Source organism: Streptomyces sp. ATCC 21386 (assembly GCF_018728545.1).
Taxonomy (GTDB): Bacteria; Actinomycetota; Actinomycetes; order Streptomycetales; family Streptomycetaceae; genus Streptomyces.
On the sequence record NZ_JAAVVL010000001.1, the window covers coordinates 4,839,250 to 4,859,492 of the forward strand.

Below are 20,243 nucleotides of genomic sequence, written 5' to 3' on the forward strand. Positions count from 1 at the left end.
TCGCTCGGCCCCGGCCGTGGCACGGCCGCAGTCGTTGATCGGGCCGCGAGTGCGGCGAGAGCACCGTGCCGCCGGAGTGAACACGAGTGAATGCGCCTGCAGTTGTGGTCAGCAGGCGGCGAGGGAAATGGCGAGATCTTCGCCGACACGACCGGGCCCACGGCTCACCCGCGGCAGGCGGCACCGCCTTCACCAGTTGTTGTCCCGGCCGCCGGCGTCATCCCATCGATCCAGGGCGCCCGTCGTGGTGCCCCGGCTCCGTCGAGCGGAAGAGATCGCACCAGTGATGGATCACCACACCCCACTCTCCGGTAACGTCAAGGTATGAGTCATCCGCACCCCGAGCTGAAAGCCGCCCCGCCCCTTCCCGAGGGAGGGCTGCGGGTCGTCGCCCTGGGCGGCCTCGGCGAGATCGGTCGCAACATGACCGTCTTCGAGTACGCCGGCAAACTGCTCATCGTGGACTGCGGCGTGCTCTTCCCCGAGGAGACCCAGCCCGGCGTGGACGTGATCCTGCCGGACTTCACCTCGATCCGGGACCGGCTGGACGACATCGTGGCCGTTGTGCTGACCCACGGGCACGAGGACCATATCGGCGGCGTGCCGTACCTGCTGCGCGAGCGCTCCGACATTCCCGTCGTCGGCTCCAAGCTGACGCTGGCGTTCCTGGAGGCCAAGCTCAAGGAACACGGCATGCGTCCGCGCACGGTGCGCGTGCGCGAGGGCGACCGGCGCGGCTTCGGGCCCTACGACTGCGAGTTCGTCGCGGTCAACCACTCCATCCCGGACAGCCTTGCGGTCGCGATCCGCACCGGCGCCGGGATGGTGCTGCACACCGGTGACTTCAAGATGGACCAGTTCCCCCTCGACGACCGCATCACCGATCTGCGGGCCTTCGCCCGTCTCGGTGAGGAGGGCGTGGACCTGTTCCTCACCGACTCCACCAATGCCGAGGTGCCCGGCTTCACCACGTCCGAGCGTGAGTTGAACCCGGCGATCGAGCAAGTGATGCGCACCGCGCCGCGCCGGGTCATCGTTTCCAGCTTCGCCAGCCATGTGCACCGCATCCAGCAGGTCCTGGACGCCGCCCACGAGCATGGCCGCAAGGTCGCCTTTGTGGGCCGGTCGATGGTTCGCAACATGGGCATCGCCCGTGACCTGGGCTATCTGAAGGTCCCGTCCGGTCTGGTCGTGAGCACGAAGGAGCTGGAGAAGCTCCCGGACCACAAGATCGCCCTGGTGTGCACCGGCTCCCAGGGCGAACCGATGGCCGCGCTGTCGCGGATGGCCAACCGCGACCACATGATCCGTATCGGCAAGGGCGACACGGTCCTGCTCGCCAGCTCCCTCATCCCCGGCAACGAGAACGCCATCTACCGGGTGATCAACGGGCTCACCCGGTGGGGCGCGCACGTGGTCCACAAGGGCAACGCCAAGGTGCATGTCTCCGGGCACGCCAGCGCCGGCGAACTCGTCTACTGCTACAACATCGTCAGGCCCCGCAACGTCATGCCCGTGCACGGTGAGTGGCGCCACCTGCGGGCCAACGGCGACCTCGCCATCCGTACCGGCGTCGACCCCGACCGGGTCGTCATCGCCGAGGACGGCGTCGTCGTCGACCTCGTCGACGGACGCGCGTCCATCACCGGCAAGGTCCCCGCCGGCAACGTCTACGTGGACGGCATGGAAGTCGGCGGCGCCACCGAAGCGTCTCTCAAGGACCGCCTCACCCTCGCCGCCGAAGGCGTGGTCACAGTGGTGGCGATCGTCGACACAGACACCGGCGCGCTCGCCGAGGCCCCTGACTTCCTGGCCCGCGGCTTCGTCCACGACGACGCCACCTTCGAACCGGTCGTTCCCGTCATCGAGAAAACCCTGGCCACCGCAGCCGAGGAAGGTGTCGGGGACGCGCGCCAACTCGAACAGCTCCTGGCCCGCGCCGTGGCGAACTGGGCGTTCCGCACTCACCGCCGCAAGCCCCTCATCATCCCCGTCATCATTGACGCCTGAGCCGCAGCCCGGCAGGTGTCCGGGGGCCGGACGCCTATGTGCAGCACGAGGTGAAACTCGGCGACGAGTAGCTCCTGAGGTTCAGCCACGTCACCGGTCCGCCGGGTGGGCCCGTACGCATCGCGCCGCCCGGACGCGTCCGGGGCGGCCCGATGGCGGCAGCGCTGCGCCGGGAATCTCGTGCAGCCCCTCCAGTGGTTGACCAGCCGCCCGAGCAGCAACATGACAGCCACGAGGCGATCAGAAGCGCGGACAGTCCGGTATACCGGCCGGAAGGAGGAAAGAAAGTCCGTCAGTCATGACGCTCATTTGACGCTCCGGCCGCCTCACAGCCCCTGCAGCTGCGGTTTTGTGCGTGTGCGATATGTGCCGTGTGGGGCGACGCTGGGTTCGGACCGACAGCAGGTCGTTGACCGGTGTAGAGGTCGTTTCGACCGTTCATGCACTGTCCCGTTTGACGTGACCGAAGGTCCCCACGAGGTCCCAGGAGGCGCCCACGCCTCACGGTCATGCGGGATGATGATCGGGCGTGGTGTGGGTGGGCCCAATATCTCGGCGGCATTGCGGCCTCCAGTCTGGATGCCGCCCCTCATGTACATGCTTTTGGTGGGCGCCGTGCTGGATCTTGCCAGCTCTCCTTGATCATCCGCGTCCAGGTGTTGGTGGAGTCGGAAGAAGGTGGCACCGCCACTGCCTCGATCGTCTTCTGCCGCCAGACTGGCCAGTCCTGCGCGCGGTGGTCTTCTGCACGGTCGCCCACTGCGCCCTCGTCTTCCCTGCCTCGGCGGCGGGCGCGCGGAACCCGCCGTCGCGCGGTCGTGGAAGCGATCCGCACCGCCTACCTCGGCGCGGCCTGCCTGATGCTGCTGGTGATGGCGCGTCCGTGGCGCGGCCCCGGTCGATCCTGAGTGCACCAGCCGACCAAGGTCAGTCGAACGAATGGGCGATATCTGTGATCCCCGTGTGAGGGACAGGTCGGTGGAATCGGTCGCCCATGCCGCATGCGGCTGGCTACGCTTCTGGCAGGGACGAGGTCGGTGCGGGCTGCACCCGACCAACAGGGGGACACGTGGCGGACGTTCGGATCGAAACCGTTGCTGTGGATGCGACGGGCAGTCGGCAGATCTCCAGCCGTACGCGGTCGAGTTCCGCTCTCGGTGACCGGGCCGGGGAGTTGGAGGAGGCCATCGTCCAGGCGTCGGACATCGCTCAGCGGTCACTCTCGCAAGTTCAACGCCGCAACGGCTGGCAGGTGGCGAGCATGGAGGTGACGTTCGGGCTGACCTTGGCGGCGGAGGCCGGGGTCATCCTGTCCAAGGCGTCGGCTGAGGCGTCGTTCGAGGTCACCCTCACGGTGGAGCGGGTCCCGGAGTCGCCGTGATCGACGCGAGTTACTGGGTCGAGCTCTTCCACTCACAGCAGCGCCTCGGCGGCGGATTTCTGTTGACCCGCCGCTATGTGCTTACGGCACTTCACTGCCTCCGGGGCCTCACCACGCCGGACGAGCACGTGGACGTGGTCCTGACGGACGGCAGCCGGCTGGCGGGCCAGATTTGCCGCCGCGACAAGAACGCGGACCTCGCTCTGATCATGATCTCTGCTGCTTACGAGGTACTGCTGCCGATACCCCGGGCCGGCGTCGCTCATGGCGGGGACGACTGGCACGGGCCGTACCGTCCCGCGGCGTCCGAAGTGCAACTCAGAGGGCATGTCGACAACGGTATGACGGAGTACCTTTGCGAGGGCGGAGGGGTCATCGAGGCGCTGCAATTGACAGCGCACCAGTTCCTGGGCGACTACTCGGGCTATTCCGGCGGCCCCGTCGTCAAGGGGCTTCCTGAGGATCAGGAGCCTGTGATCGTGGGCATCCTCCTGGAACAGGCTCCCGACCGAGCCGCTGTCAACCGAGCTGCCAACGTGCTCTTCGCCGCCACCATCGGGGAAGCCCTGCGCCGCTTCGACCAGTTCGATGTGGAGCATCTGCTGGATGTGGTCCATCCGGCAAGTGCGCTATCCCAACAGCCTTTGCGCGGGGAGGCGTTGACCATCGACGGGGCGGTTTCGTCGGTGGAGTCATGGTTCGATCGGATCGACGAGTGGTCCCAGCGCGCGCTGCTTGATCCGTCCCAAGTCGCCGAACTCAGGTTCATCGCTGCGAAAGCGGCCATGGAACGCCAGTTACGTGGTGACGAAGTATGACCGACCTCTGGCAGGAAGCCATCGACCAGGCCGAACTCAGCCTGCGCGGGGACACCGGTGCCCGGCGCAGAGCGGCATCGGTCACCTTGGTGCTGAGCAGGTCTCCCGATCTTTTTCTGCGGTCGCACCCGGGCCGGGACCTGGCCTATCTGGTGGCGCTGTCGGGTTCGTCGTGGGGGCGGTCGGCCCCGCAGCACCTGCTCAGCGAGGACCGCGAGGAGTTCGAGCGGATCCTCGACAAGGCGCTGCGCTCCGTAACGCACCGCCCGGAACTGGCTGCTGCAATCCAGCGGCTCAATCCCGAACAGCTTCGTGCCATGGCACTCAACGCCTCCGCAATCATCACCGCGGCGGCGGCCAGGGAGTACGAGTACTACGTGAAGATCCGTGACGAAGTGCGTTCATCGGCGCTGTCCACCCCGTCGTCCGTCAGTGAAGCCAACCGAACGAAGCCGGGCACGAACGAGGAGGGGCTTGCCGCGAGCACAGGAGAAGCCGCCGAATCGGCCGGCGCCGGCGCCGTGGCGGCTGTCCTCGCACCCGTCCTCGCCGGCACTGCCGCGGTGATCTGCCTGCTCGTCGGCTACATCCTGAAGGTGCTCAACCCCAAGCAGGCGATCGCACAGATGATGCTCACCGCGGGATGGGTGTTCGCTGCCGTGGCGGCTGCTGCGATCCTGGTCGGCACCGTCGGACTCCTGCTCGTCGCCCTGCGCAGCCGGCGCTCGCCTGACACAGACCCGTACGGCGGAGACAGTGAGGAAGTGTCAAGGGCCAGGGAAGCCTGGCACGAGGCCCTGCTGGAGCGCGGCGTTCTACCGTTCCTGCGGGACGCACTCGCCGACCCCGAAACTGCTGCGGCACCGCACCGTACGGCACCCCGGGCGACGACCAGCCGCCTCCCGCACCTCGGCTACGGCCCCATTTCCAGCCGCCCGGATGAAGGACCCACCCCGGGAGCCCGTCCGCGCTTCACGAAGCCGGACTACAGCAGCCCGGACTTCGGAGGCCCGGAGCACTGGCCGGAGTAGCTCCTGGTCGGTCAGGGGGGCGGTGCGGCCGTTGTCGAGCAGCACCAGGTGGAAGTGTGTGGGGCCGTCGCCTTCGGTGACGCCCGTCCACAGCGAGGTCTACGGGTTTCATCCAATCGCCGGTCGAGGACCGAGGCAGCAGTTGGAGGAAGACGTCCAGGTCGGCGAAGCAGGGCAGACCCGGCAGGACCCTCTCGATGCCCATGACAGTGATGAGGGTGCCCGGCAGGGTCAGGCGCATCCGACCGTTGTCCTGGCGAGATCGCGTGGATCGTCACCGAGTCCGTCGGGGTCGGTCTGCCCCACTCCGCCGTCTCCCGCAGGAAGAGCTACCGGATCTCGGAGCGGCTCCGGTGGATGGCGGGCAGGAGGATGTACGAGGGGTGGTCACCGCCCAACTGCATGACGAGCTCGGCGAGATCGGTCTCGTAGGTGCGGACGACCGCGTCGGCGAGCACCTCGTCGAGGCCGATCTCCTGGGTGGCTATCGACTTGACCTTGACGACCTCACGCTCACCGGTCGCCTTCACCAGGTGGGTGCCGCTGAGCTCATCCGGCCGGTGCGGGAGCGGGGTTGCCGTAGTAGGCGTCGGGGCCGTGTTTGCGGGTGTAGTGGCGGTCGAGGAGGTGCGGGGGTGGCGGGGCGGTCGGAGACAGGGCCAGGGTGTGGAGGGCGATGTCGGCGACGGCCTCGCAGATGATGGCGTGTTCGAGGGACTTGCGGGCGGTGGCGCCCCAGGTGAACGGGCCGTGGCCCGCGACCATGGCCGCGGGTACCTCCACGGCCTTCTGGTCGTCCTCCTTGAGCATGTCCACGATCACGCGGCCGGTGTTGTACTCGTAGTCCTTCGCGCACTGTTCGGCGGTGAGGTCGGGGGTGCAGGGGATGGGGCCGTTGAACGTGTCGGCGTGGGTGGTCCCCAGCACCGGTATCTCCCGGCGGGCCTGGGCGAAGGCGACGGCGTGGGTGGAATGGGTGTGGGTGATGCCGCCGATGGAGGGGAAAGCCAGATAGAGGCAGCGGTGGGTCTCGGTGTCGGTGGAGGGGCGCAGGTCTCCGTCGACCACCTCGCCGTCGGAGAGGCGGACGGTCACCAGGTGGTCGAGGGCGAGATCCTCGTAGGGCACGCCGGAGGGCTTGATGACGAAGACGCCCGCCTCACGGTCGACGCCGCTCACATTGCCCCAGGTCAGCGTCGCCAGGCCGACCTGAGGGATGGCCAGGTTGGCGTGCAGCACCTCTTGGCGCAGGCCGTCGCGGACTCGTACGGTCATCGGTCGTCGTCTCCTTGGATACGGATCCGGTTCTTGGGCCGCACCGCTGTCACAGGGCCTGGGCGAGGCGGTGGTAGGCGGCGTTCCAGCGGACTTCCTTGGCGAACTCCTCGATGCTGGTGGTCTCGTCGATGGTGAGCAGCTCGACGCCGGACATGGCGGCGTAGTCGGTGAGTGTCTCGATGTCGACGGCCGAGCTGAGCACGGTGTGGTGCGGGGCACCGGCGAGAAGCCAGCTCTCGGCGGACTCCGCGAGGGAGGGGCGGGGCTTCCAGACGGCGCGGGCCACCGGCAGGCGGTGCAGCGGCTCGCTGGGGCTGATGACGTCCACGGCGTTGGCGGTCAGCCGGAACCGGTCGCCGAGGTCGGAGAGACCGACGACGACCGCTTCTCCGGGTGCCGCGTCGAAGACCAGGCGGACGGGGTCCTCGCGGCCGCCGATGGAGAGAGGGTGGATCTCGCAGCGGGGGCGGGCGGATGCGATGGAGGGGCAGACCTCCAGCATGTGGGCGCCGAGGACGCGTGGGGTACCGGGGCCGAGGTGGTAGGTGTAGTCCTCCATGAAGGAGGTGCCGCCGGGCAGCCCGGCGCCCATGACCTTCATCGTGCGCAGCAAGGCGGAGGTCTTCCAGTCGCCTTCGCCGCCGAAGCCGTAGCCTTCGGCCATCAGCCGCTGGACGGCGAGGCCGGGCAGTTGGCGCAGGCCGCCGAGGTCCTCGAAGTTGGTGGTGAAGGCGGTGAAGCCGCCCTCGGTGAGGAAGGTCCGCAAGCCGGCCTCGATGCGGGCCGCGTAGAGCAGGGAGTCGTGGTGGATGCCGCCGGGGCGCAGCGCCGCGACCACGTCGTACGACTCGACGTACTCCTCCGCGAGTTCGGCCGCCACCTTGTCCTCCACCGCGTCGACCACTGCGACGAGGTCGTTGACGCCATAGGTGTTCACGGAGAAGCCGAACCGCAGCTGTGCCTCCACCTTGTCGCCTTCGGTGACGGCGACGTCGCGCATGTTGTCGCCGAAGCGGGCGAGGCGCAGGCTGCGCGAGGTGTGGCGGCCGACGGCGGCGCGGGCCCAGGCCGAGACGCGTCGGATGACGCGCGGGTCGGTGGCGTGCCCGGCGACGATCTTGCGGTCGATGCCCACACGGGACTCGATGTGGCCGAACTCGCGGTCACCGTGCGCGGCCTGGTTGAGGTTCATGAAGTCCATGTCGATGCTCGGCCAGGGCAGCGACAGGTTGTACTGGGTGTGCAGGTGCAGCAGCGGCCGGTCCAGGACACTGAGTCCGCCGATCCACATCTTGGCGGGTGAGAAGGTATGCATCCACGCGATTACGCCCACGCAGGTGTCGGAGGCGCTCGCCTCCTGGCAGATCCGCCGGATGGACTCGGCGTTGGTGAGGACCGGCTTCCACACGATCCTGACCGGCAGCTTGCCGGGGCGGCCGAGGGTCTCGGAGATGTTCCGGGACTGGTCGGCCACCTGACGCAGGACGTCGTCGCCGTACAGGCCCTGGCTTCCGGTGAGGAACCAGATCTCGTGCTCGGGGTAGGGGGTGGTGCTGGTGTTCATGAGGGTTTCCTTTCAGGGTGACGACCACCGAGGAGGCGGGGGTCGTCGGGTACAGGGAGTCGCTCAGGCGGACGCCTCGGCGCGGATCCGGCGCAGTCGGTGCATGACCTCGTTGGCGCCGCGCCCGAAGTAGTCGTGCAGGAGCTGGTATTCGGCGTACAGACGGTCGTAGGCCGCGGCCCGCTCCGGGTCGGGCTGGTAGACGCCCGCACGCGCCTTGCCCATGGCCCGGGCGGCGGCCCGGATGTCCGGGTAGGCCCCCGCCGCGACCGCCGCGTGCATCGCCGAGCCGAGAGCGGGTCCCTGGGCTGAGTCGATCACGCCGAGGGGGCGGCGGGTGACGTCGGCGTAGATCTGCATGAGCAGCGTGTTCTTCGTCAGGCCGCCCGCGATGATCAGTTCCTGGACCGGCACGCCCGCGGTCTCGAAGGTCTCGATGATGGTGCGGGTGCCGAAGGCGGTGGCTTCCAGCAGCGCTCGGTAGACGTCCTCCGGACGAGTGGACAGGGTCAGGCCCACGAGGACTCCGCTGAGGTCGTGGTCGACCAGGACGCTGCGGTTGCCGCTCTGCCAGTCCAGAGCGATCAGTCCGTGCTGGCCGATCTTCTGTTCGGCGGCGAGGGCCGTCAGGTGTTCGTGTGCGTTCCGTCCGAGCGCGGCGGCGTCTTTGGCGTACGACTCGGGGAAGCCGGTGCGGATGAACCAGCCGAAGATGTCGCCGACGCCGCTCTGCCCGGCCTCGTAGCCCCACAGGCCCGGCAGGATGCCGCCGTCGACGACCCCGCACATCCCCGGGACCTCGGCCCACTGGTCGGAGCTCATGACGTGGCAGGTCGAGGTGCCCATGATGGCCACCATCCGGCCCGGTTCGACGGCCGTGGCGGCGGGCGCCGTCACATGGGCGTCGACGTTGCCGACGCAGACCGCGATGCCTTCCGGAAGACCCGTCCACGCGGCGGCCTCGGCCGTCAACGTCCCTGCCAGGTCGCCCAGTTGACCGATGGGGTGATCCAGCTTGGTGGTCACGAAGTCGGCGAAGTCGGGATTGAGTGCGGCGAGGTACTCGGGGGAGGGGTAGGTGCCGTCCTGATACTGGCCCTTGTAACCGGCGGTGCAGGCGTTGCGGATGTAGGTGCCGGACAGCCGCCACACGATCCAGTCGGCGGCCTCGATCCAGCGGTCGGTCAACTCGTAGAGCTCGGGGTCCTCCTCCAGCAATTGCAGGGCCTTGGCGAACTCCCACTCCGAGGAGATCTTCCCGCCGTACCGCTTCAGCCACGGCTCCTCGCGCTCCGCGGCCAGGTCGGTGATCCTGTCGGCCTGGGCTTGCGCCGCGTGGTGACGCCACAGCTTGACGTAGGCGTGCGGGCGGCCGGCGAGGTGCGGCAGTTCGCACAGTGGGGTGCCGTCGCTGAGCACCGGCAGCATCGTGCAGGCGGTGAAGTCCGTACCGATCCCGATGACCTGTTCCGGCCGCACACCGGCTCGAGCCAGCGCCTGCGGTACGGCGATACGCAGGACGTCGATGTAGTCCGAGGGCACCTGCAGGGCCCAGTCGGGCGGGAGCGGGGTCCCGTCGGGCAGCTCCCGGTCGAGGACGGCATGGGTGTAGGGGTGGTCGGCTGAGGCGAGTTCGGTGCCGTCGGACACGCGAACCACGACGGCCCGTCCGGACAGCGTCCCGTAGTCGACTCCGATGACGTAGGTGTCGGAGTGCGGCTGTGGCGTGTGTTCGACGTTCACCATCTTGCGTCTCTCTGTTCGGTGTTTCGTACGTTGTTCGAATTGACGGACAAGCGGGGGAGTGGATCCAGGAGGGGGGCGCCGGCTGGCGTCGGGATCAGGCCCCGGCCGACGCTGTGTCAGTCGTTGAGCGGCGCAACGGTCATCGTGCCGACGCTGGGCGCGAACGCTGGGGGCAAGGGGGCAATGGCGTCGTCGCCGACTGTGGGTGCAACCGGGGCCGCGACGGTCCGGAAGTTCGACCAGTCGCAGGAGTGCCGCCGCCATGCGGGAGAGTGCCACCTGTCACCCCTTCGGCGAATGTTCGATATCCCGAACGATGTGCGTAACTTCGAACCTGCGAGTGGAAAGATAGATTTCCAGCCACGAGACCGTCAATGGAACTGGTCGGTAAGTTTCGAATGCTTCCTGCCGCACCCGTTACCCGGACAGCGCTCGCAAGGCAGGGTGGATCGGCGCATCGCGACGCCGCGCCACAGCTTGCCTGGAGCGAATTCTCGGGCTTCGTGTGGGCCGCTTCTCAGGCGCTGCCGCAGGCCTTCGACCGTCAGGTGTTTTCTGTTACGGGCGACGAGCCGGTGCGTCTCCTGTAGCAGGACGGCCCTGAGGTCGGGACGGAGGTGACAGGGAAGCCGCGCCGTTTCGCGGTCTTCAACCCTCTTGACGCCCGCCTTTGCCGAGTCCTAACTTTTGCCGAACTCACGAACAATGTCCGACATATCGAACGGGATGTCGCCCGCCAGAACCCGCCCGGCTCGCCCTCACTTCCGCTCCGCGACGTGAAACAAGGATGCTCTGTCATGAGCGCTGCTCCCGCCTCCGCCGGCGTGACCCGATCGTCCGCATGCCCTTCGCCGAGACGAAGGCGCGTGTCGTCCTCGTCGTCTGCGCCGTCCTCGCCGACGGCGCGACGGCCGCGACGGGGGAGGCCGGTTTCGTCGCGCAGTCAGCCGGCACCCGGCTGAACCCGCTCGCCGACCCCGTCGCCGCTGCCACAGGCAGCAATCCGGTACCCGCCCCTATGTCGTTTCGCCGCCTCGACCGCAGACCCCGCCCTGCTCGCACGACGCACCAGCGGCACAGCCTGCGGCTTGCGTGGTCACGCGTCCCGCTCCCTGCTTCCACCCCGTCCCGGCACCCGCAACAGAGACAGGACACGCACATGGCAAGACTGTTCACCCGGCTCGCGGCGATATTCCTCGCCGTGGGCCTCTTCTTCACCTCCCAGTCGCTGGCCGCACCTCAGCGGGCGGAGGCCGCCGACCCGGGCTATCTGATGCTGCACTTCACCGGTGAGGGGTCTGGCGGTCAGCAGATGTACCTCGCTCACAGCGCGGACGGCCTGCGCTGGAACGACCTCAACGGCGGAGCACCGATCCTGCGCTCCACGGTCGGCACGAAGGGGGTGCGCGACCCCGCACTCGTGAGATCCCCCGACGGCAGCAAGTACTGGATCATCGCGACCGACCTGTGCTGGGGCTGCGGGTCGACCGTGGACGGCTCCATCAACAACGGCAGCCGCAGCATCGTGGTCTGGGAGTCGACCGACCTGGTCAGCTGGTCGGAGCCGTGGCTGCTCAACGTCGCCGGCGCAATCCCTGACGGCCGCAACGCCTGGGCGCCGGAGGCGATCTGGAACCCCGAGACCAACGACTACGTCCTGTACTGGTCGACGAACGTGCCCCTCAACGGCAAGACCAAGCACCGCATCTTCTACGCCCGCACCAGCGACTTCCGCACCATCACCACGCCCCAGATCTACATCGACCGCCCCGGCACCCAGGAACTCATCGACACGCAGATCGTCGAGGTGCCCTCAGGCGTCGGCGACTACCGCTACGTACGCGCCTCCGGCGACGGCCAGATCACCATCGAGGGCAGCAACTCGATCCTCGGGACGTGGACCCACCTCGGCAATCTCTCCGGCATCGGCCTGACCGGAGCCCAGGTGGAGGGCCCGATGTGGATGAAGTTCCGCGACCGCAACGCGTGGACCCTGTACCTCGACCAGTACGCCTCCCGCGGTGGGTACATGCCGGTGGCCACGACCGATCCCGCCGCCGTCGGCACCTACCAGCTCCCGGCATCGGGGAGCTACAGCATGGGCGTCAACAAGAAGCGGCACGGCTCGATCATGAACCTCACCGCCGCCGAGGAGACCCGGGTCCTCGCCCGGTACGCCAACACCCCCGCCCAGCGGCTCCAGTCGTTCAACTTCCAGGACCGCTACGTACGGCACGCCAACTTCGACGTGCTCATCGACCAGAACGTCACCAGCGACGACGCCAAGTTCCGGCTGCGGCCCGGCCTTGCGGGCACCGGCACCGTCTCCTTCGAGTCCGTGAACAACCCCGGATACTTCCTGCGCCACGCCAACTACGACTTCCAGCTGGTCCGCAACGACGGCACCGCCCAGTTCGCCGCCGACGCCACCTTCCGCAAGGTCGGCGGCCTCGCCGACTCCACCTGGTCCTCCTTCCAGTCCTACAACCACCCCGACCGCTACATCCGCCACTACGCCTACAAACTGAGGCTCGACCCGATCACCACCGCCACCGGACGCGGCGACGCCACCTTCCGCGTCACGAACTGACCCGCACGGAACAGGGAAGCCGGCGCCCCTGCCGCGCCTTTCGCCCTCCAACCCGCCGCATCGGCGGGCGGTGCCGGCTTCCCCTGCCACGAGCCATCCCGATGCACCTCCACTCAATAAAGCCGTCCGACACATCGAACCTTGTTCGAACTCATAGGGATGTGAACCCCATGCGCAGCCTGAGACCTCAGGTCCGCAGGAGCTTCCGGCCGGGCGCTCTCGCCGCCGTGACCGCCGCCTCGCTCCTGGTGGGCATCGCCGGCCCGGCGGCCCCCGCCCAGGCAGCAGACATCACCGAAGGTCTGGCTCTCTGGTACAAGCTCGACGCCACTTCGGGCACCGTGGCGCCGGACGCCTCGGGCAACGGCCGGAACGGAACCGTGAACGGCACCGCCGGCTGGTCGGGTTCCGGCGAAGGGCTCACGTTCAACGGCTCCGACACCTACATCAAGGTGCCGGACAACATCATGAGCGGCATGAACTCGATCACCGTCTCGATGGACGTGCAGATCGACGCCGACCAGGCCACGCCGTACTTCCTCTACGGCTTCGGCAACTCCGCCAACGGAGCAGGCAACGGGTACCTGTTCACCACCGGCAACACCTTCCGGACCGCCATCGCCTCCGGGTCCTTCTCCACCGAGCAGAACACCCGGACCACCACCGAGCTGCCGCGCTCCGTCTGGAAGCACGTCACCTACACCCAGACCGGCACCACGGGCGTCCTGTACCAGGACGGCGTGGAGGTGGCCCGCAACACTTCGGTCACCACCACTCCTGGTTCCATCGGATCCGGCACCACCACGGCCAACTACATAGGCAAGTCGCTCTACAGCGGCGACAAGCTCTTCAAGGGCAAGATGCGGGACTTCCGGGTCTACAACCGCGCGCTGGCGCCGGGTGAAGTCCTCGAGATCAGCGGGAACACCACGCACATCGCCGCCGCCACCCATCCCTCGCTGAAGATCGACGCCCTCATCGACGACGCCCGCAGCAAGATCACTCTGCCGGTGAAGGAGGGCACGGACCTCACCGCGCTCGCCCCGCAGTTCACCCTCGCCCAGGGCGCCTCCATCAGCCCGGCCTCCGGCACCCCGCGCGACTTCACCCGCCCGGTGACGTACGAGGTGACCGGCTCCGACGGGGCCAAGCGCACCTGGACGGTCTCCGCCCAGATCATGAGGAGCCCGGTCCTGCCGGGATTCACCGCTGACCCGGACATCGTCCGGTTCGGCGACACCTACTACATCTACCCGACCACCGACGGCTTCGCGAACTGGAGCGGTACGCAGTTCAAGGCCTACTCGTCCAAGGACCTGGTCCACTGGACGGACCGTGGCGTCATCCTCGACCTCGGGCCCGACATCAGCTGGACCAACAGCCGGGCCTGGGCGCCGACGGCGACCGCGAAGAACGGGAAGTACTACTTCTACTACTCCGCGGACACGAACATCGGCGTCGCCGTCTCCGACTCGCCCACCGGTCCGTTCACGGACCCGCTGGGCAAGCCGCTGATCGCCCGCGGCGCCCACCCCGGCCAGATGATCGACCCGGCCGTCTTCACAGACGACGACGGTCAGTCGTACCTGTACTGGGGCAACGGCCATGCCTACGTGGTTCCACTCAACGACGACATGGTCTCCTTCGACCCGTCGAAGGTCACCGAGATCACCCCGAGCGGCTTCAGGGAGGGCTCCTTCGTCGTCAAGCGCAAGGGCACCTACTACTTCATGTGGTCGGAGAACGACACACGTGACGAGAACTACCGCGTCGCCTACGCCACCGGCCCCTCGCCCACGGGCCCGTGGACCAAGCGGAGCGTGATCCTGGAGAAGGACCTCTCGCTCGGCATCAAGGGCCCCGGCCACCACTCCGTGGTGCAGGTACCGGGCACCGACGACTGGTACATCGTCTACCACCGCTTCGCCATCCCCGGCGGGGACGGCACCCACCGCGAAACCACCATCGACAAGATGGAGTTCGACACAGACGGCCTGATCAAGAAGGTCGTCCCCACCCTGAGCAGCATCGACCCGGTCACCGGGGGCGTCAGCCTGCCGACGAACACCACCCGCTCGCTCCAGTCGGTCAACTTCCCCGGCCGCTACATCGCCGTACGCTCCGACAGCCTCGGCCACCTCGACCCGGTGACGTCCTCCAGCACGACGGCGGTCAAGCAGAGCGCCACCTTCACGATCGTCCCGGGCCTGGCCGACGGAAGCTGCTACTCGTTCCGTGACGCGTCCGGCCGCTACCTGCGCCACAAGGATCTCCGGATCCGCGCCGACGCAAGCAACGGCACAACCCTCTTCAACAAGGACGCCACCTACTGCGCCCGGTCGGGCTCGGCCACCGGTTCGGTCAGCCTGGAATCGTACAACTACCCCGGCCGGTACCTCCGCCACTACAACTACGAGCTGCGCCTCGACAGCTTCCAGGACAACGCCACCTTCCGCGCCGACAGTTCCTTCAAGGCGGTCAGCCCCTGGGCCTGATCGAATCCCTCCCTCATTCGGTGGCCTGCAGCGCGAAGCCCTGCAGGCCACCGGCTCGTCAAGGTGGCGGCGTTGCCCGCCTCCGCGACCGAGCACCGTCCGGCCCAGCGAGAGGCTGGAGATCTCTGCCGTCCAGGCTGACTGCGCGGCACGCGACGACCAATGGTCAAGACCTGTGGTGGGGAGCCGCGCCGACCCATCGGTGGTAGGCGTCTACGTCGACGTTGCTGCCGCACACGATGGTGACGACGTGCCGGCCGGCGAAGCGGTCACGGTCTTCGAGGATCGCGGCGATGCCGAGCGCGGCCGAAGGTTCGACGACCAGGCCGGCGTGGTCGAGGAGCATCCGCATACCGGCGATGATCGACGCCTCCTGGACCAGGACGGCGTCGTCGGCGACCAGCAGGAGGTCGTCCAGGACGGCCGGGATGGGACACCGGCCGGCGACGCCGTCAGCGATGGTGTGGGTCGAGTCGGTGGTGACGATACGCCGCCGGTGCCACGAGCGTGTCAGCGCCGGTGCGCCCAGCGGCTGGACGCAGATCACCTCGACTTCGGGTGCCAATGCCTTCATCACATGCCCCACGCCGGTGGCCAGCGCCCCGCCACCGAGAGCGATCAGGACGGTGTCGAACGAAGGCGCAGCGTTCACCAGTTCCAGGCCGATGGTCGCCGCACCCTCGCAGGTCTCGATGTCCAGGCTGTCTTCGACCAGCCGGATGCCGTCGTACCGTGCGATGTCCGCCGCCCGCTCGCGGGCCATCTCGTGGTCGCCGTCCACCAGTTCCAACACGGCGTCCAGTGCGCGGATGCGATCGAGCTTGGCCCGAGTCGCAGAGCGGGATGCCACAACGGTGACGTCCAGCCCTCTGCCGCGGCCCGACCACGCGAGGGCTTGGCCGAGGTTGCCCGCGCTCGCGCACACCGCGGCTCGCGAGGCATTGTCGGCGAGGAGGCTCGTGACCACCTCGGTGCCGCGGGCCTTGAAGCTGCGGACCGGGTTCGCCGTTTCGAGCTTGATGCTCACTGTGCACCCGAGGCCAGGCTCCAGCGCCTCGCAGTGGTACAGCGGAGTGTCGAGAAAGACCGGGTCGATCACCCGGCGAGCCGCCCGGATCCGAGCAGTGTCGAGACGTGTCTCCTTCACGGCACAGCAGCGTAGCGCCACCGGCGCTGGTTCCCTGGGCAACTGTGAGGAGTGGTGGGCCGGTTGAGCCGCATCACGCTGCGGCAAGTGCCTCGGGGCGTTCGAGGTAGCGGCTGCGCAGGTGACTGGGGCTCGCCATCCCACCGGGTGGAGCTGGCCACCCGTCGTCCGCTCCTCCACGGCCCCGCCGCCCGCCTATTCCTGAGCGCCCCCGCCTCTTCCCGGACCGCCGCCCGCCTCGTCCTGATGTCAACTTGCCTCTATAAAGCGCGAGTTGATGGACAGTAACCGGCTGGGCATCCCCGCCATCGCCCACGTGGAGTGCCTGACCGGGTTCACCGCGCACGACGCGACGGTCTTCCCCACCGCCCTCGCCTGGGCCGCCGCATTCCACTCGAACTCGTCGAACGCAATGGCAGGCGCCATCGGTACGAGCATGCGCAGGGTCGGCGTCCACCAGGGGCTCTCACCGGTCCTGGACGTCGTCCGTGACTACCGCTGGGGCCGGGACGAGGAGACCCTGGGCGAAGACCCGTACCTCGTGGCGGTCAATGGCAGCGCCTATCTGCGCGGCCTGGAGAGCGCCGGGATCATCGCCACTCTCAAGCACTTCGCCGGGGGACGGCGGCGCCCGCGCGCACGATGCACCGTATCGGCGAGACGTACGGCGAGGCCGGCGCCCGCGCGCTCGAAGCCGGCATCGACGTCGAACTCCCCGACACCCTGTGCTACGGCGAGTCCCTCGCCGAACTCGTCCGTGCGGGCGCCGTCCCGGAGGACCTGGTCGACCGCGCCGTACGCCGTGTACTGCGCCAGAAGGTCGAACAGGGACTCCTGGAAGCCGACTTCGACCCGGATACCCACACCGCCGACGAGCCGGTCGACCTCGACCCGCCCGAGCACCGCGCACTGGCCCGCGCCCTTGCCGAGCAGAGCGTCGTCCTGCTCGACAACCGCGCCGGCATCCTCCCCCTGACCGCCGGCACCGCCTCCCTCGCCCTCGTCGGCCCCTGCGCCGACGACCCGAACGCCTTCTTCGGCTGCTACTCCTTCCCCAACCACGTCCTGCCCCACCACCCCGGCCACGACAACGGCGTCGAGGCCCACTCCCTGCTGGACGCCCTGACCACGGAGCTGCCCGGGACCCTGATCGCCCACGAACAGGGCTGCCCCGTCAAGGAAGCCGACCGCGACGGCATCGACGCGGCCGTGGCAGCGGCCCGGAACGCCGCCGTCCGAAGGAGGGCACGGGCCGCCAATGGTGCGCCCCGGTCACGATCCCGGCATTGGGGCGTACCGCTGGCCACCGGTTCCAGGGCCACCCCTCCCCGGCCCGCTCAGCCGACGACCGCCGCCCGCACGCACAGCACGTCCGGCAGGTGCGACGCCAACTGCCGCCAGCTGTCGCCGTCGTCGGCCGACGCGTACACCTCGCCGTTGCGGTTGCCGAAGTACACGCCCGCCGGGTCGGCGTCGTCCGTGCACATCGCGTCGCGCAGCACCGTGCCGTAGTGGTCCGCGGTCGGCAGGCCCGCAGCCAGCGGCTCCCAGCTCTTGCCCGCGTCCGCGGTGCGGAAGACCCGGCAGCGGTGGTCGGCCGGAACACGGTCCGCGTCGGCGTTGATCGGGAAGACGTAGGCGGTGTCCCCGCGGTGCGGATGGGCCACCGCGGCGAAACCGAACGTGGAGGGCAGACCTGCGCCGATGTCCTCCCAGTGCGCTCCCGCGTCGTCGCTGCGGTACACGCCCCAGTGGTTCTGCAGGTACAGCCGGTCGGGGGTCACCGCGTCCCGGGTCACCTTGTGCACGCACTGGCCGAACTCCGGGTCCGGGTCCGGCAGGAACACCGCCGAGACACCGGAGTTGGAGGGCGACCAGCTTGCCCCGCCGTCCTCGGTGCGGAACACCCCGGCGGCGGAGACGGCCACGGTCAGCGCGCGCGGATCGCGCCGGTCGGTGAGGATCGTGTGCAGTCCCTCGCCACCGCCGCCCGGGGCCCACCTGTCGCGTGTCGGGTGCTCCCACAGCGGCCGTACCAGCTCGAAGGTCTCGCCCCGGTCCTCGGAGCGGTACAGCGCGGCCGGTTCCGTGCCCGCGTACACCACGTCCGGTTCGGCGGCCGAGGGGTGCAGCTGCCAGACCCGCTCCAGCGAGGCGCCGGTGTCCTTGGGGAACTTGACCGCGGGCCGGGCGGGTTCGGTCCAGGTGCGGCCGAGGTCGTCGGAGTGGAAGACGGAGGGCCCCCAGTGGGCGCTGTCGCCGCCGACCAGCAGCCGCGGGGTCGTGGAGCGGGTGTCGATGGCGACCGCGTAGATCGCCTGCGCGTTGAAGTACGGCGTCTCGTCGAACTCCCAGGAGTCCCCTCGTCGCCGTCCGATGAACAGCCCCTTGCGTGTGCCAACGGTGAGCAGTACTTCGGCCATCCCGGCCACCTCCCGGACATCGTCGTCCCCAGTCACCGGCCAGTCTGCACCCCACCACTGACAGTCACCCCTCGAAACGGCTCCGCCGCAGGTCAGCGGGCGCGGGCGGGGGCCGGACGGGCAGCCGGCGCCGACCGGGGCCGGCGGGGGTGACCCACATCGCATGAGCGGTGCGGGGACCGCCGCCGTATGGGAGAGCGGTCCGGCAGTCCTGCGTGTGCGAGGGAGGGTGCCCCCGATGGTGGCATTCCGTGGTCCGAAGGTGTGGCTGTGGCGATGGCGGCGCAACCCGCTCAGACGGCGCAGCGACCGGCTGGAGTCCTGGGTCGTGCTGATCACCTGGGCGCTGACGCTGTTCGGCGGGGTGGCCGCGGGCCTCCTGGCCGCCGACTCCGTGGAAACCGGCCTCGCCCGGCAGCGCGCCGAGTGGCGCCCGGTCGGCGCGGTCCTCACGGAGGACGCGCCCGAGCCGTCCGGCGAGAGCGGCACGGCCGCGGAGAAGGTGTGGGCGAAGGTCCGCTGGACCGCGCCGGACGGCTCCGAGCACGAGGGCCAGGCCCGCGTCGACCCCGCCGGGCTGATGGGAGAGCCGGTCACCGTCTGGACGGACGCCGAGGGGCTGCTGGTGACCAAGCCCGCCAGTGAGTCCCAGGCCCGGTTCCGCGCCGCGCTCGTGGGCGGTTTCGCGGGTCTGTTCGTGGCGGCCGTGCCCTTCGTGGGCGGCCGGCTGGTGCGCGGCCGGATGGAACGGCGGCGGATGGACCAGTGGGACGAGGCGTGGGAGCGGATCGGTCCGCTCTGGGAGCGCAAGATCTGGTGAGCGCGGGCGGGGCGTGGACGTGACGGCGATCGTCCCGCGCGAGGCCGACGGCCGGACGAGGCCCGTGGGGGGTGGCTCCGTCCGGCCGCCGGGGGGACTCACCGCTGGGTGACGAGCGCTGTCACCGGTAGGTGATGTCCGAGGTGGAGTACTTGCAGTTGGTGCTGTCGGGCCCGGTGCCGACAGCGGAGTTGTTGTTGTACTTCTGGCACGGGATGACCTTGCGGCCGCTGTCGTTGAGGATCGTGATGCCCCGCAGGGTCGCCACGTCGCCCCGGTTGACGTTGATGCCGACCAGTCGCGCCGTGGAGCCCGTCCCGGTCACCTCGATGTTGCTGAGGTTCACCTTGCGGGTGTACTGCGTCGAGCAGTCGCCGCAGGAGCGGTACAGCGTCTTGAACTCGCTGACCGCGAAGTTGGAGATGTTCAGGGTGCCGGGCCCGTTGTGCTGGAAGACCTTGTCGGCCGCCTTCCTGGCGCCGCCGCCGGTCACCGTGTAGGTGGAGCCGCCGCGGAAGGTCGCCGCGTCCTCGCCGACGTCCTCCCACCAGACGTTCTGCAGGGTGCAGTTGCCCTCGCAGTGGATGCCGTCGGCGCCGGGCGCGCCGATGATGACGTTCTTCAGCGTCGCGCCGGCCGCGAGCTTGAAGATCGGGTCCTGGCCCTCCTCCTGGCCGTCGCCGGCCAGTGCGCCACTGCCGTAGTAGCGGACCATTCCGCCGTCGCGGGTGCCCGACACCGAGATGGTGGAGGACACCGGCTGACTGCCGTTGGCGGACGGCCAGGTGGCGGCGTTCGCCGGAGTGGCCCCACTGGTCATGATCATGCCAAACGAAAGGCTGAACGCGGCGAACGTGCCGGTCAGCGCGCGCGTGCGGGCACGCGGACGTGCTGCAGAAGTCATGTCCCGATTCCTTCTGTGGTCCGAGCGGATGGGGGG

14 protein-coding genes and 3 pseudogenes are annotated in these 20,243 nt (G+C 68.9%); 10 read left to right on the forward strand and 7 right to left on the reverse strand.

Going from position 1 to position 20,243, the window contains the following annotated elements; all coding sequences use genetic code 11:
• The first annotated feature begins 324 nt into the window (after positions 1 to 324).
• From GWK25_RS20635 to GWK25_RS20650, 4 genes are all read left to right on the forward strand, one after another.
• Complete coding sequence (locus GWK25_RS20635; RefSeq protein WP_215452014.1) at positions 325 to 2,010, forward strand: ribonuclease J; 1,686 nt, start codon at positions 325 to 327, stop codon at positions 2,008 to 2,010.
• A gap of 1,099 nt (positions 2,011 to 3,109) precedes the next feature.
• Complete coding sequence (locus GWK25_RS20640) at positions 3,110 to 3,391, forward strand: CU044_2847 family protein (protein WP_308404274.1); 282 nt, start codon at positions 3,110 to 3,112, stop codon at positions 3,389 to 3,391.
• Complete coding sequence (locus GWK25_RS20645) at positions 3,388 to 4,209, forward strand: trypsin-like peptidase domain-containing protein (protein WP_215452016.1); 822 nt, start codon at positions 3,388 to 3,390, stop codon at positions 4,207 to 4,209. The genes GWK25_RS20640 and GWK25_RS20645 overlap by 4 nt, the downstream gene beginning before the upstream one ends.
• Positions 4,206 to 5,240, forward strand: coding sequence for a hypothetical protein (locus GWK25_RS20650; protein WP_251828957.1), 1,035 nt, complete (start codon positions 4,206 to 4,208; stop codon positions 5,238 to 5,240). Before GWK25_RS20645 ends, GWK25_RS20650 begins: the two co-directional genes overlap by 4 nt.
• Before the next feature lie 6 nt (positions 5,241 to 5,246).
• Here the strand turns inward: GWK25_RS20650 and GWK25_RS20655 are convergent.
• The 4 genes and pseudogenes from GWK25_RS20655 to araB all read right to left on the reverse strand — a co-directional run.
• Positions 5,247 to 5,779 (reverse strand): annotated as a pseudogene (locus tag GWK25_RS20655) ((4Fe-4S)-binding protein); the annotation flags it as partial.
• A 10-nt stretch (positions 5,780 to 5,789) separates the two neighbouring features.
• A complete protein-coding gene (araD, locus tag GWK25_RS20660; protein WP_215452017.1) occupies positions 5,790 to 6,515 on the reverse strand; it encodes an L-ribulose-5-phosphate 4-epimerase AraD in 726 nt (241 codons plus the stop codon).
• 49 nt (positions 6,516 to 6,564) lie between these two features.
• Positions 6,565 to 8,082: an L-arabinose isomerase gene (gene araA / locus GWK25_RS20665; RefSeq protein ID WP_215452018.1), complete on the reverse strand. Its 1,518-nt coding sequence runs from the start codon at positions 8,080 to 8,082 to the stop codon at positions 6,565 to 6,567.
• 63 nt (positions 8,083 to 8,145) lie between these two features.
• Positions 8,146 to 9,828: a ribulokinase gene (gene araB, locus GWK25_RS20670; RefSeq protein WP_215452019.1), complete on the reverse strand. Its 1,683-nt coding sequence runs from the start codon at positions 9,826 to 9,828 to the stop codon at positions 8,146 to 8,148.
• 374 nt (positions 9,829 to 10,202) lie between these two features.
• Between araB and GWK25_RS20675 the strand changes: the two genes are divergently transcribed.
• The 3 genes from GWK25_RS20675 to GWK25_RS20685 all read left to right on the forward strand — a co-directional run bounded on the left by GWK25_RS20675 (position 10,203) and on the right by GWK25_RS20685 (position 14,913).
• A complete protein-coding gene (locus GWK25_RS20675) occupies positions 10,203 to 10,418 on the forward strand; it encodes a hypothetical protein (RefSeq protein WP_215452020.1) in 216 nt (71 codons plus the stop codon).
• Between the two features lie 569 nt (positions 10,419 to 10,987).
• Positions 10,988 to 12,418 (forward strand): glycoside hydrolase family 43 protein, encoded by a 1,431-nt coding sequence (locus GWK25_RS20680; RefSeq protein WP_215452021.1) that lies wholly within the window; start codon positions 10,988 to 10,990, stop codon positions 12,416 to 12,418.
• Positions 12,419 to 12,588: 170 nt separating this feature from the next.
• Entirely contained in the window at positions 12,589 to 14,913 is a 2,325-nt protein-coding gene (locus GWK25_RS20685) for a family 43 glycosylhydrolase (RefSeq protein WP_374200627.1), read from the forward strand.
• Between the two features lie 166 nt (positions 14,914 to 15,079).
• Here the strand turns inward: GWK25_RS20685 and GWK25_RS20690 are convergent, their stop codons facing one another.
• A complete protein-coding gene (locus GWK25_RS20690) occupies positions 15,080 to 16,060 on the reverse strand; it encodes a threonine/serine dehydratase (RefSeq protein WP_215452023.1) in 981 nt (326 codons plus the stop codon).
• 277 nt (positions 16,061 to 16,337) lie between these two features.
• Between GWK25_RS20690 and GWK25_RS44550 the strand changes: the two are divergent.
• Together GWK25_RS44550 and GWK25_RS44555 are read left to right on the forward strand one after the other, a co-directional pair.
• A pseudogene (locus tag GWK25_RS44550) lies at positions 16,338 to 16,619 on the forward strand (glycoside hydrolase family 3 N-terminal domain-containing protein); the annotation flags it as partial.
• A gap of 83 nt (positions 16,620 to 16,702) precedes the next feature.
• Positions 16,703 to 16,813 (forward strand): annotated as a pseudogene (locus GWK25_RS44555) (hypothetical protein); the annotation flags it as partial.
• A gap of 584 nt (positions 16,814 to 17,397) precedes the next feature.
• Here the strand turns inward: GWK25_RS44555 and GWK25_RS20700 are convergent.
• Entirely contained in the window at positions 17,398 to 18,483 is a 1,086-nt protein-coding gene (locus GWK25_RS20700; protein WP_215452024.1) for a sialidase family protein, read from the reverse strand.
• 238 nt (positions 18,484 to 18,721) lie between these two features.
• Here GWK25_RS20700 and GWK25_RS20705 point away from each other — a divergent pair, with 238 nt between their 5' ends.
• Positions 18,722 to 19,303, forward strand: a complete 582-nt coding sequence (locus GWK25_RS20705) for a hypothetical protein (protein WP_215452025.1) — start codon at positions 18,722 to 18,724, stop codon at positions 19,301 to 19,303.
• A 121-nt stretch (positions 19,304 to 19,424) separates the two neighbouring features.
• On the opposite strand, the gene GWK25_RS20710 is transcribed toward GWK25_RS20705, so the two are convergent.
• On the reverse strand, positions 19,425 to 20,207 hold the full coding sequence (locus GWK25_RS20710) for a pectate lyase (RefSeq protein WP_215452026.1): 783 nt from the start codon (positions 20,205 to 20,207) through the stop codon (positions 19,425 to 19,427).
• Positions 20,208 to 20,243: the final 36 nt, after the last annotated feature.